The organism is Micromonospora sp. NBC_00898 (assembly GCF_045207895.1).
Classification (GTDB): domain Bacteria; phylum Actinomycetota; class Actinomycetes; order Mycobacteriales; family Micromonosporaceae; genus Micromonospora.
The window spans coordinates 5,072,930-5,085,183 of record NZ_CP108775.1 but is presented as its reverse complement, the minus strand read 5'-3'; the positions used below and the strand labels follow the sequence as shown (position 1 = coordinate 5,085,183).

Sequence of the window (12,254 nt, the reverse complement as noted above, 5' to 3'; positions counted from 1 at the left end):
CGTCATGCTGGTCCCGTTCTCGACGAGAGCAGTGCTCTCGGATCAGATACCTGCTTCGAAAGGTGGCCTGTCATGGCCCTGCACGTCATCGTCGGCGCCGGCCCCGTCGGCACCGCCACCGCCCGGCTCCTCGCCGAGCGCGGCGACCGGGTCCGGGTGGTGACCCGCCGGGGCACCGGACCCGAGCACCCGGCCGTCGAGCGGGTCGCCGCCGACGCCGCCGACGCCGACCGGCTCACCGCGCTGGCCGACGGCGCGGACGTCCTCTACAACTGCGCCAACCCGGCGTACCACCGGTGGCCGACGGACTGGCCGCCGCTCGCCGCGGCGCTGCTCACCGGCGCCGGGCGCAGCGGGGCGGTGCTCGCCACCGTCGGCAACCTCTACGGCTACGGCCCCGTTGACGGGCCGATGACCGAGGCCACCCCACCGGCGGCCACCGGCGTCAAGGGGCAGGTGCGGAACCGGATGTGGGCCGACGCGCTCGCCGCCCACCGGGCCGGGCGGGCCCGGGTCACCGAGGTGCGCGGCTCCGACTACCTGGGCGTCGGGGGCACCTCCCTGCCGATGCTGGTGCTGCCCCGGGTCATCGCGGGGCAACGGGTCTTCCTTCCGGTCGACTGGGACGCCCCGCACAGCTGGACGTACATCGACGACGTCGCCCGTACCCTGGTCGCCGCCGCCACCGACCCGCAGGCGTGGGGCCGCGCCTGGCACGTGCCCAGCGCTCCCGCCGTGCCGATGCGGGAGCTGGCCGCCCGGGCGGCGGCCCTGGCCGGCGCGCCGGCGCCCAAGCTGACCCGGATGCCCTACCCGGTGCTCTGGCTCGGCGGCCTGGTCAACCCGGTCGCCCGCGAGCTGCGGGAGACCGCCTACCAGTTCGACCGGCCCTACCTGCTCGACTCCAGCGCGGCGACCGACACCCTCGGCGTCAAACCGACTCCGCTGGACGTCTCCCTCGCCGAGACCGTCGCCGCGCTGCGCCGCTGACCGGCCGGCGTCGCCCGCGCCGCCCGCCCGGCCCCGGCCGGGCGTCAGCGGCGCGGCGGCGGCCCGAGCGCCGCGATCAGGACCGCGACCAGGGTCAGCGCCGCACCCAGCAGGGTGGTCGGCCCCGGGCGCGAGGCCGCGGTCGGCAGGACCAGGTCCAGCAGTACGGCCCCGACGATCTGCCCGGCGATGGTGGCCAGTCCCAGCAGCAGCACCCCGGTGAAACGGACGATTGCGGCGGCGAGCGCGATGAAGACGATGCCGATCGGGCCACCCACGTAGAGCCAGGGCTCGGTCGGGAAGCTGCCGCTCGGACGGCCGCGGACCGCCACCTCGACCGCCAGCGTGACGAGCAGCGCCACCGTGCCCACCGCGAAGTTCACCAGCGTGGCCGCCAGGGCGCTGTTGGCCGCCCCCCGCACCCGGCCGTTCACCGCCTGCTGCCAGGCGATGCACACCCCGGCGAGCAACGGCAGCAGGGCCAACGCCAGGGCGCCCGGGTCGCCGAGCCGGTCAGACACCGCCAGCAGCACCGCCAGCACGGTGAGTGCCGCGCCCACCAGCCGGCTCGGGGTGACCGGCTGCCGGCCGGTCGGCCCGATGCCGGCCCGGTCCACCAGCAGGCTGCTGCCGGACTGCCCGGCGACCACGGCGACGGTGAAGACGGCGACGCCCAGCGTGCCGATGGTCAGCCCCTGGGTGGCGACCAGGAACGCACCGCACACCCCGCCGAGGCACTGCCACGGCCGCAGCGACCCCTCCGCCAGTGCCGCCCGCACCGCGGCCAGCCCCCGCCGGCCGGTCGGGAGGGCGGGCACCAGCACCAGCAGCACCAACAGGCCCAGGCCGAACGAGACTACCGCCGCTGCGATCCCGTCCGCCAGTCGTACGCCCAGCTCCCCGTTGATCCGGGACTGCACGGCCACCGCGACCCCGGAGACGGTGGCCAGCCCGACGCCAGCGATCCGCCGCGAGGCCGGCAGCATGGGGGGTGCCGCCGTCCCGGTCGCGCTCACTCCTGCTCGGCCAGCGGGCGGCCGTCGAAGTCGACGGCCGAGTAGAGGGCCAACTTCTCCAGCCGGTGGTACGAGTCGATCACCCGGATCGTGCCGCTCTTGGAGCGCATCACGATCGACTGGGTGTATGCCCCGCCGGCCCGGTAACGCACCCCGCGCAGCAGGTCGCCGGAGGTCACCCCGGTGGCCACGAAGAAGCAGTTGTCCCCGGTGACCAGGTCGTCGGTGAGCAGCACCCGGTCCAGGTCGTGCCCGGCGGCGAGCGCCTTCTCCCGCTCCTGGGCGTCGCGCGGCCACAGCTTCGCCTGCATCGCCCCGCCCATGCACTTCAGCGCGCAGGCGGAGATGATGCCCTCCGGCGTGCCGCCGATGCCCATCAGCACGTCGACGTCGGACTCGCCCCGAGCGGCGGCGATCGAGCCGGCGATGTCGCCGTCGGAGATGAACCGGATGCCCGCGCCGGTCCGCCGGATCTGCGTGACCAGGTCGTCGTGGCGGGACCGGTCCAGCACGCAGACCGTCACCTCGGAGACGTCGGTGCCCTTGACCTTCGCGATCCGGCGCAGGTTGTCGGCCACCCCGGCGTTGATGTCCACCACGTCGGCGTACATCGGGCCGACGGCGAGCTTCTCCATGTAGAACACGGCGCTCGGGTCGAACATCGCGCCCCGCTCGGAGACCGCGAGCACCGCGAGGGCGTTCGGCATGCCCTTGCTCATCAGGGTGGTGCCGTCGACCGGGTCCACCGCCACGTCCACCTCGGGACCGCTGCCGTCGCCGACCTCCTCGCCGTTGAAGAGCATCGGGGCGTTGTCCTTCTCGCCCTCGCCGATCACCACGACGCCCCGCATCGGGATCGAGTTGATCAGTTTGCGCATCGCGTCGACGGCTGCCCCGTCGCCGCCCTCCTTGTCGCCCCGGCCGACCCACCGCCCGGCGGCCATCGCCGCGGCCTCGGTGACCCGGACCAGGTCGAGGGCAAGGTTGCGGTCGAGATCCTGCGGGATCCGCGTCCTGGTGTTCGTCATGACGGCTCCTCCTCGCGACGTTGCGGGGTGGACCGGCAGGATGCGGCCGTCGCCGCTGCCGGCTTTGTCGCTGATCCTCACACGATCGCCGACGCGACGTCGGGTCGGGGCGGGGATGGCCAGCTTCCCGCCGACCGGGCGGTCCGGGCCACGGCCCGTCGTGACCTGGCCGGTCCGTGGCGGGCCGGCTCCGCGGCAAAGCCGGCTGTGACATCGGTCGCTCTCCGCGCCCACGGCGGGTCGCCCCCCTCCGGTCGGTACGTCGGTCGGCGTCAGCTCGCGGGCGTCGTCCGGCCGCTGCCGCAGGCCGCCCGCGGTGGGCGGCCACCGGCCCCGCCCGTGGGGGCCGGTGGCCCGGCGGCGCCGATCGGCCGGCTGCGAGAATGGACGGGTGGAACCCGCACAGCCAGCCGACCGCGTACCCACCGCCGCGACCCCGCCGGACGGCCAGCCGCCGGTCCGGTCGACCGCCGCGCCGTCCCCGGAGGCCGGGGAGCCGGCCCTCGTCGAGCCCGCCACCGCGCCCGCGCCCCGCGCCGACGCGGGCGAGCCGGCGCTGGTCGAGCCGGACGACGGCGCGGCCCCGGGTGCGTCCGTCGAGCACCCGGCGGTCGCCGGCGACCAGCCCGCCCCGCCGCCCCGGCGGGACAAGTCGCGCTCCGAGCGGTCGCCCCGGGACATGGCGCTCTCGCTGCTCGTGCTGCTGGTCCCCATCGCGCTGCTGCTCGCCTTCTACCGTGGGTTCCTCGGCGGCGACGAGCCGGCCACCGTCGACCCAGCCCCCGCCGTCGAGGAGGCGCGGGCGGCGAACGCGTTCCCGGTCAGCACGCCGGCCGGTCTGACCTCCGACTGGCGTACGGTCAGTGCCCGCTACCAGACCGAGCCGGGCGGGGCGACGCTGCGGATCGGCTACCTGACCCCGGAGGGGCGCGGCGCGCAGCTCGTGGAGAGCAACGTGCCCGCCGAGAAGCTGCTGCCCGCCGAGCTGAGCGGCGGCCAGCCGCAGGGGACGGCCGACCTGCCGGGTGGGCGCTGGCAGCGCTACACCGCCCGGGGCAACGAGCAGGCGTTGGTGCTGCTCGAACCGACGAGAACGGTGATCGTGGTCGGCGACGCCGGGGACATCGAGCTGCGCCAGCTCGCCGCCGCCCTCCGCTGACCGCAGCCATCGACGCGACGTGCGGACCGGACATGGATTGCCGAAGGCCACTTCAGGGAACAGAAGGGAGTACGAGCTCGCCCGGGTCGCTCCGCGGCCGGACGGGGCTCGTGCGCCGGAGCCGGCGTGAGGGCTGCGGCGCGACGCCTCCGGCGCCTTCCGTGGGCCGGACGACCCACCTGGAGAGGTTCACGTGATGATTCGACGCTTCAGCGCGGCGGCTTTCGCCGCAGCGCTGCTCACTCCTGGCCTGGCCGCCTGCAACAGCACCGGGACCGGCGAGGCGGGGGCCTCCGCGTCCCCGACGGTGTCCGGCAGCATCGCGCCGAGCGACGCCACCCCCGGCGCCGGTGACGCCAAACAGGCGCTGCTCAACTCCACGAACGAGATCCGGAACGGCAACTTCCGGTTCACCATGTCCGGCGCCGGCTCCACGGCAGAGGGCCAGGTGCACGAGCCCAGCCAGAGCGCGGAGATGCGGGTGACGATCGGCGACCCGTCGTCCGACCTGATGATGAAGCTCGACCTGATCCACTTCAAACCGGACAGCTGGGTGAAGGTGGAGCTGGGCGGCAAGTCGGCCAGCAGCATCCCCGGGGTGCAGAAGCTCAACCTCGGCAAGTACCAGCACCTGGACCAGAACCGGATCAAGGGCAACCGGGCGCTCGGCTTCGACTTCGACAAGGTCGACCCGGCCGGCAGCGCGGTGTTGACGCAGGGCATCACCGAGGTCCGGCAGACCGGCGAGGGCATGTACGCCGGCACGCTCGACGTGTCCAAGGCGGCCGAGGCCGGCTCGGTCGACCCCGCCGTGATCACCGCGCTCGGTGCGCAGGCCAAGTCCGTGCCGTTCACCGCGAAGCTGGACCCGCAGGGCCGGCTGAGCGAGATGGTGGTCCAGGTGCCGGCGGCCGGCCAGAGCGCCGCCCAGGACATCAAGATCACGTACGCGGACTACGGCAACGCGGCGGCCGCGCAGAAGCCCCCGGCCGACCAGGTCGTGGAGGCACCGCCGGAGTTCTACAACCTGTTCAACTGAGCCCGCTGGCGGGGCGGCTCCGGCCGTCCCGCCACCGCTCCCCGCCGCCCTGTGGCGGCGTCAGTCCTCGGTGCGCTGCCGGGCCGCGTCGATCCGCGCGCGGGCGCCGTCCAGCCAGCGCTGGCAGATCCCGGCCAGCTGCTCGCCGCGCTCCCAGAGCGCCAGCGACTCCTCCAGCGACGTGCCGCCGGTCTCCAGCCGCTCGACCACCTGGGCCAGCTCGGCGCGGGCCTGCTCGTAGCTGAGCCGCTCGTCCTTCTTCTCGTCAGTCATCGCTGACATCCCACCACATCCCTCCGACCTCGCCCGCCGCGCGCCGCCCGGCGGCGGGTCAGCCGTCGACGGTGGCGGTCAGCTCGCCGTCGGCGAGGCGTACCCGCAGCGGGTCGCCCTTGGTCACCTCGGCGGCTGCGCGGACCACGTGGCCGTCGGCGCGCTGCACGATCGCGTACCCGCGGTCGAGGGTGGCGGCGGGGGAGAGCGCCCGCAGCCGGGCCAGCGTGTGCCGCAGGTCCTCGCCGGCCGCGCCGAGCCGGTGATCCAGGCAACGGCCGGTTCGGTCACGCAGCGCGGTCACCTCGGCGGCCCGCTGGTCGACCATCACCTGCGGCCGGGCCAGCACCGGACGGGAGCGGAGCAGGTCCAGCCGGTGCGACTCCCGGTCGACCAGGTTGACCACGGCCCGCTCCAGGCGGGACCGGGCCTGGCCGATGAGGCGTACCTCCTCGGTGAGGTCGGGGACGATCCGCTTCGCCGCGTCGGTGGGCGTCGACGCGCGGACGTCGGCGACGTAGTCGACCAGCGGCGCGTCCGTCTCGTGGCCGATCGCGCTCACCACCGGTGTACGACAGGCGAAGACCGCCCGGCACAGCGCCTCGTCGGAGAAGGGGAGCAGGTCCTCGATGCTGCCGCCGCCCCGGGCCAGGATGATCACGTCGATGGTCGGGTCCGCGTCGAGCGCCTTGAGCGCGTCGACGATCTGCGGAACGGCGCCGGGCCCCTGCACCGCGACGTTGACCGTGCGGAACTCCACCGCCGGCCAGCGCCGCCGCGCGTTGGTCAGCACGTCCCGCTCGGCCGCCGAGGCGCGTCCGGTGATCAGCCCGACCCGCCCGGGCAGGAACGGCGGGCGGCGCTTGCGGCTCCGGTCGAAGAGCCCCTCGGCCGCGAGCAGCTTCTTGAGTTTCTCCAGCCGGGCCAGCAGCTCACCGAGCCCGACCTGCCGGATCTCGTCGGCGCGCAGGCTCAGCGTGCCCCGGGCGGCGTAGAACTCCGGCTTGGCGTGCAGCACCACCCGGGCGCCCTCGCGCAGCTCCGGCGCACCCGCGTCGAGCACGTCCCGGTTGGTGGTGACGGTCAGACTCAGGTCGGCCGACGGATCGCGCAGGGTCAGGAACACCGTGCTGGCGCCGGGCCGGCGGCTGATCTGCGCCACCTGCCCGTCCACCCACACCCACCCCAGCCGCGCGATCCAGGCCCCCACCTTCTGGCTGACCACCCGCACCGGCCACGGCTCATCCGACGTGCTCCGCCCACCCTCGCTCACCCGCCCACCCTACGATCCCCCGGCCCACACGGCGTTGATCATGAGGTTGACGGGCTCTTCGATCACCGATTCACCCGCCAACCTCATGATCAACCCCTGGGTCAGGCCTGGGCGGAGAGGAGGAGGTGGGGGAGGGAGTGGGTTTCGGCGGGGCGGGCGGTGAGGACTCGGGGGCCCGCCTCGGTGATCGCGATGGTGTGTTCCCAATGGTCGGCCGTCGGGCGAGGAAGGAGGGCTGCGCCCCGCGGGCCGCGATCTCGGCGGCGGCGAGCGCGTCCAGCTCGGCGGTGGTGACGCCGGGGGCTACCGCGTCGGCCAGCACCTCGTGCACCTCGGCCAGGACGGCACCCGCCCGGGCCATCAGTTCGATCTCGTCGGGGTCTTCTGGATCACCATGACGCGCGTCCTCTCGTACCCGTGTGAAGGGGTCTCCGGTGGCCCCGCGCGCTGCCGGTCCGCTCATTCTGCCAGCCACCGCGGCCCCCTGTGGTACGGGTCGCGGCCGCTGCCGCCGGAGAACCGGGCACGTACGATGGGCGGGTGACTCAGGCTGAGACGACTCCCCGGACCGGCAAGCGCGTGCTCCTGGCCAAGCCGCGCGGCTACTGCGCGGGCGTGGACCGGGCGGTGCAGACCGTCGAGGAGGCGCTGAAGCTCTACGGCGCCCCGATCTACGTGCGCAAGCAGATCGTGCACAACAAGCACGTGGTGCAGACCCTGGAGGCCAAGGGCGCGATCTTCGTGGAGGAGAACGAGGAGGTGCCCGAGGGCGCCACCGTGATCTTCTCCGCGCACGGCGTGGCCCCCGAGGTCTACGAGCAGGCCAGGGAGCGCTCGCTCAAGGCGATCGACGCGACCTGCCCGCTGGTCACCAAGGTGCACCAGGAGGCCAAGCGGTTCGCCGCCGAGGACTACGACATCCTGTTGATCGGCCACGAGGGGCACGAGGAGGTCATCGGCACCGCCGGTGAGGCCCCCGCGCACATCCAGCTGGTCGACGGCCCGGACGGGGCCGACAAGGTCACCGTGCGCGACCCGAACAAGGTCGTCTGGCTCTCGCAGACCACCCTGTCGGTGGACGAGACGCTGGAGACGGTGGCCCGGCTCAAGTCCCGGCTGCCGCTGCTCCAGTCGCCGCCCAGCGACGACATCTGCTACGCCACCTCCAACCGGCAGCACGTGGTGAAGGAGATCGCCCCCGACTGCGACGTGGTGATCGTCGTCGGGTCGCGAAACTCCTCCAACTCGGTGCGCCTGGTCGAGGTGGCCCTGGACGCCGGCGCCCGCGCCGGCCACCTGGTCGACTTCGCCGACGAGATCGAGGACGCCTGGCTGGCGGACGCCGCCACCGTCGGCGTCACCTCCGGCGCCAGCGTCCCCGACGAGCTGGTCCAGCAGGTGCTGGCGCACCTGGCCGAGCGGGGCTTCACCGACGTCGAGGAGATCACCACCGCCAACGAGCGGCTGACCTTCTCGCTGCCGCAGGAGCTCAAGCGGGACATGAAGGCCGCCGCGACGGCCGCCCGCGGCTGACCGGCCGCCGGGAACGGACCACCCCCGCCGTACGTCCGATACGGGTATGAGGAACCTTCGGCACGCCGTCCCCGCCCTGGCCGTCTGCGCGGCGCTGAGCGCCTGCGGCGGCCAGGGCGGTACGGACGGCACCGCCACCCCGACGGGAGCAGCCCCGGTGACCAGCCAGCCCACCCCGGATCCGACCGCCACCCCGAACGACCCGGGGAACCCGGTCGACCCGCTGCCCACGAACCCGCCCAGGGGCACCCGCGGCCCGACCAAGCCGCCGCCGGCGGGTGACACCGTGCTCACCGGCACCATCCAGGCCGGGGTGGAACCGAACTGCCTGCTGCTCGACGGCAACCTGCTGATCGGCGGCCCGCGCGACGTGCTGAAGCCGGGCGCCCGGGTCACGGTCACCGGCCGTTCCCAGCCGAACATGATGACCACCTGCCAACAGGGCACGCCCTTCGTGGTCGAAGCCGCCCGCCCCGCCTGACCCCGCCCCTGCCCAACGTGGCGGGGCCGAAACGGGAGGAGCCCCGCCCCCGGGAACGGGGGCGGGGCTCCTTGGTTCAGCGGGCGGTCAGTTCACCGCGCCGATGGCCACCGAGCCGCGGCCGACGACCGCGCCCTCGGTGGTGGTGACGGCCAGGTCGCCGTAGAGCTCCCGGCCGGCGGCCGGGGCGGCCAGGGCGGTCACCGTACCGGTGAGGGCGGCGGTGGCGCCGTTGGCCAGGGCCAGCGGGGTGTTCGGGGCGGAAAGCGTGCCCAGCGCCGGGGCCGAGAAGGAGTCCCGGTAGTCGTACGCGGTGCTGGTGCCTGGGCCATCGACGGCGTAGCCGTCGATGACCACCCGGTAGGTGCCGGCGGCCGGGTTGTTCAGCGTGACCGCTTCCTCCGAGTCACCGTCGGCGGAGATGCCCACCCGGGTGGTGCCGAGGAAGACCGACAGGTCCAGGTCGGCGCCGAGGTTGGCGGTGTTGCCGATCAGGGCGGTGAACGAGGTCGCCCCCGCCGGGACGTCCACCAGGTACTCCTGGACGGCGCCCTCGGCGATGGTCGGCCGCTCGGCGCGCACGCTGGACAGCGGGCCACCCACGCCGGTCACCTGGACCGGACCGAAGGTGTTGGTCAGGCCCCAGCTCACCTCGGTCGGCGCGCCGGCGGTCACCGACGGCAGCTCGACCACGGCCGGCTCGACCTTGACGCCCTGCACCCGAGCCTGGAGCTGGAACGGGTTGTCCAGGGTCGGCGAGGTCCGCCGCGACTCCACCTCGATCTCCCAGACACCCGCGATCGGGTTCTGGTAGTCCCGCTCCTGTGGCTTGCAGACGGCGGCGTCGGAGAAGTTGGTGTAGCAGGCGGTGCTCGCGGTGCTCTCCACCGGAACGCCGTACGGGTTGAAGGCGATGAACCGGGTCTGCGAACCGGTCGCGATGCCGGAGAGGTTGACCTGAAGCGCGCCCGCGCCCTGCGGCACCGTCACGAAGTACGAGGTGAAGCCGTTCCGCTCGACCGAACCCCCGGTGGAGAAGGAGTACGCCGGGGCGGAGACCGCGTTCGAGGCGACCACGACGGTGGAGACCTCGAAGTCGACCACCGAGGTGGCCGGGTCGTCGATCGTCATGATAGCGCCGTGCGCCCCCGCGGTCAGCGGCTTCGCCTTGACCTTGACGGTGACGGTCTTGTTCAGCGGCAGCCACACGACCTTCGGCGCGGTGAACGTGCCGTCGTCGCCGCGGAACGCGACGTTGTGCTTGAGGCCCTTGTTCGGGCCGCTGGTCCGGGTCAGCTTGACCTCGTAGTAGCGGCTCTCCTTGACCTTCTGGCCACCGCGGTCGGCGGCGCAGCGGTTGTAGAGGCCGACGCCCACGTTCGGGGTCGGCTCGAACTCGCCGGATTCCTTGTTGTACCTCGTCAGGTTCTCCGACAGCTCGGTGCAGACCGGCGCCGCGGAGGTGTAGCTCCGGGTCTGCACACCCGCGTCCAGCAAGCCCCACGCGCCGGGCACGTTGAACATGCCGTAGCCCTGGGCGTACGTCGGGACGCCGTCGATCGGCTTGGCGGAGGTGTAGATGGCCCGGCGCAGCGCGGCCGGGGTGACGCCCTTGCCGGTCGCCTTCGCGGCCGACAGCAGCAGCGCGGCGGCGCCGGTGGCCTGCGGGGAGGCCATCGAGGTGCCGTTCAGCATCTGGTAGCCCGGGGGCAGCGGGTAGCCGGCCTCGGGGACCGGGACGCCGGCCTGCCAGGTCGGCGCGGTGGAGATGGCCGAGCCGGGGGCCGTGATGCTCGGCTTGAAGCCGCCGTCCTCGCGCGGGCCGCGGGAGGAGAAGTTGAACAGCGCGTTGTCCTTGCGGACCACCGAGCCGTAGTTGGCCAGCCAGGTGTCCTTGCTGACGTTCGCGGCGACGCTGACCACGTCGGTGGCGACGGAGGGGTCGCCGACGGTGTTCAGGCCCGGGCCGGAGTTGCCGGCCGAGATGAACATCTGCACGCCGTACGTGTTGATCAGGTCGTTGTAGAGGTTCGCGCGGGCGTTCGAGCCGTCGTTGAGCGCGGGCAGGCCGCCGATCGACATGTTGACCACGTCGACCTTGCGGTTGATCACCAGGTCGGCCATGCCGGTGGTGAGCGCCGCGGCGGTGCAGCCACCGCCCCAGGAGCAGGCCCGGGCGGAGACCAGCTTGGCGCCGGGGGCGGCGCCGTCGAAGGCGCTGTTGCCCAGCATGTCGTTGGCCGCGGTGATGCCGGCGACGTGCGTGCCGTGGGTCGCCTCGATGATGCCGATGTTGACGTAGTCGACCAGGCCGGGGCCGCCGACCGGAGCGGTGTCGACGTCCTCGCGGTATTCCACGACGAACGGCATCTGGTCGCGGACCGCGGTGGCCGGGTTGTCCGTGCCGAAGTGGCCGACCTGGAACTTCTCCTTGTACGGCCGCATCACCTCGTCGTCGGTGAAGTCGCGGTTCTGGTTGACGTCCACCCGGATGTCGTGGGTCAACGGGTTGTAGAGGATGCCCCAGGAGTCCGTGGTGTCGCCGTCGCGGTTCACGTCACCGGCCGGGTCGCTTGCGGCGGTGATGGACTCGCGGAAGGTGTTGAACCGGTAGGTGCCGGCCGGCGCGGTCCAGGTGGTCGTGCCGACCGTGAAGGACGGGCCGTTCACCTCGGTGATCATCGCGCGCCAGGTGGCGTCCTCGAGCGGGTCTGTTGCGGTGACCCAGTCGACGATCTTCCGCTCGCCGGTGGTGGTCTGCTGCAGCGCCGGCTGGTCCAGGTCGATGCCGGAGTCCATGATGCCGATGGTGACGCCGCGGCCGTCCCAGCCCGGGTGCGCGGCCTTGAAGGCCTCCGCGCCGGTCTCGTTGGTCGGCATGTACGGGTTGACCGCGCCGGTGTCCCCACCGGGGCCGGCCAGGGTCTCGCCCTGCTCGGCGGTCTTCGCGCCGGCCGGGGCGGCCTCGGGGGCCGGGTCCGGGAGCTTGATCGTCTCGTCGAGGTCGACCGCGGAGACGCCGGGCAGCGTGGCGGCCTTGAGGACCTTCGCGGTGGGAACCTTGGCCAGCAGGTAGCCGACCTGGTCGTACCGCTGGCTGATGGAGGCGCCCAGGCCCTTCAGGCCGTCCGCGACCTTCTTGGCGGAGCCCTTCTTGGCGGCGATGATCAGGGTGACGGTCGGGGCGTGCTTCGCCTCCGCCTCGTCGAGGAGCTTGGCGTCGTGCGCACCGAGCGTCTCGACGGCGGTCGGCTGCGAGGCGTCGGGGGCGGTGGCGGGGGCCGCGCTCGCGGTCGCGGCGCCACCCCCCACGGTCATGGCACCGGCCGCCAGGACCGAGGCGAAGAGCGCGGCGGAGGTACGCCGGCTCCGGTTGCGGGGTTGACTCACGTTCTCTTCCTCCAGAGAACAGGGCCCTTCAGAAACAGGGCACGCGTGAGCGAAATCCTTCGCGGTGGGCGA

At 73.4% G+C, this 12,254-nt stretch carries 11 protein-coding genes; 5 read left to right on the top strand and 6 right to left on the bottom strand.

From position 1 onward, the window contains the following. Window positions 1-72: 72 nt before the first annotated feature. Window positions 73-990 (top strand): NAD-dependent epimerase/dehydratase family protein, encoded by a 918-nt coding sequence (locus OG799_RS24640; RefSeq protein ID WP_406037961.1) that lies wholly within the window; start codon window positions 73-75, stop codon window positions 988-990. A gap of 44 nt (window positions 991-1,034) precedes the next feature. Here OG799_RS24640 and OG799_RS24635 read toward each other — a convergent pair whose 3' ends face one another. Both OG799_RS24635 and glpX read right to left on the bottom strand, forming a co-directional pair. Then, entirely contained in the window at window positions 1,035-1,976 is a 942-nt protein-coding gene (locus tag OG799_RS24635) for a DMT family transporter (protein ID WP_406037959.1), read from the bottom strand. A gap of 26 nt (window positions 1,977-2,002) precedes the next feature. Beyond that, window positions 2,003-3,034 carry a class II fructose-bisphosphatase gene (gene glpX / locus OG799_RS24630; protein ID WP_406037957.1) on the bottom strand — a complete coding sequence of 344 codons (1,032 nt, stop codon included), beginning with the start codon at window positions 3,032-3,034 and terminating at the stop codon, window positions 2,003-2,005. Window positions 3,035-3,425: 391 nt separating this feature from the next. Between glpX and OG799_RS24625 the strand changes: the two genes are divergently transcribed. Both OG799_RS24625 and OG799_RS24620 read left to right on the top strand, forming a co-directional pair. Beyond that, entirely contained in the window at window positions 3,426-4,193 is a 768-nt protein-coding gene (locus OG799_RS24625; protein ID WP_406037955.1) for a DUF4245 family protein, read from the top strand. A gap of 196 nt (window positions 4,194-4,389) precedes the next feature. Further along, entirely contained in the window at window positions 4,390-5,232 is an 843-nt protein-coding gene (locus tag OG799_RS24620; protein WP_406037953.1) for a hypothetical protein, read from the top strand. 60 nt (window positions 5,233-5,292) lie between these two features. On the opposite strand, the gene OG799_RS24615 is transcribed toward OG799_RS24620, so the two are convergent. The 3 genes from OG799_RS24615 to OG799_RS24605 all read right to left on the bottom strand — a co-directional run bounded on the left by OG799_RS24615 (window position 5,293) and on the right by OG799_RS24605 (window position 7,139). Beyond that, on the bottom strand, window positions 5,293-5,505 hold the full coding sequence (locus tag OG799_RS24615) for an exodeoxyribonuclease VII small subunit (RefSeq protein WP_406037951.1): 213 nt from the start codon (window positions 5,503-5,505) through the stop codon (window positions 5,293-5,295). Between the two features lie 58 nt (window positions 5,506-5,563). Beyond that, a complete protein-coding gene (xseA, locus tag OG799_RS24610; RefSeq protein ID WP_406037949.1) occupies window positions 5,564-6,778 on the bottom strand; it encodes an exodeoxyribonuclease VII large subunit in 1,215 nt (404 codons plus the stop codon). 70 nt (window positions 6,779-6,848) lie between these two features. Further along, window positions 6,849-7,139, bottom strand: coding sequence for a hypothetical protein (locus tag OG799_RS24605; RefSeq protein WP_406037947.1), 291 nt, complete (start codon window positions 7,137-7,139; stop codon window positions 6,849-6,851). Window positions 7,140-7,318: 179 nt separating this feature from the next. Here OG799_RS24605 and OG799_RS24600 point away from each other — a divergent pair, with 179 nt between their 5' ends. Both OG799_RS24600 and OG799_RS24595 read left to right on the top strand, forming a co-directional pair. Beyond that, window positions 7,319-8,311, top strand: coding sequence for a 4-hydroxy-3-methylbut-2-enyl diphosphate reductase (locus OG799_RS24600; RefSeq protein WP_406037945.1), 993 nt, complete (start codon window positions 7,319-7,321; stop codon window positions 8,309-8,311). Window positions 8,312-8,357: 46 nt separating this feature from the next. Further along, window positions 8,358-8,792: a hypothetical protein gene (locus OG799_RS24595; RefSeq protein ID WP_406037943.1), complete on the top strand. Its 435-nt coding sequence runs from the start codon at window positions 8,358-8,360 to the stop codon at window positions 8,790-8,792. An 87-nt stretch (window positions 8,793-8,879) separates the two neighbouring features. On the opposite strand, the gene OG799_RS24590 is transcribed toward OG799_RS24595, so the two are convergent. Then, window positions 8,880-12,182, bottom strand: a complete 3,303-nt coding sequence (locus OG799_RS24590; RefSeq protein ID WP_406037941.1) for a S8 family serine peptidase — start codon at window positions 12,180-12,182, stop codon at window positions 8,880-8,882. Window positions 12,183-12,254: the final 72 nt, after the last annotated feature.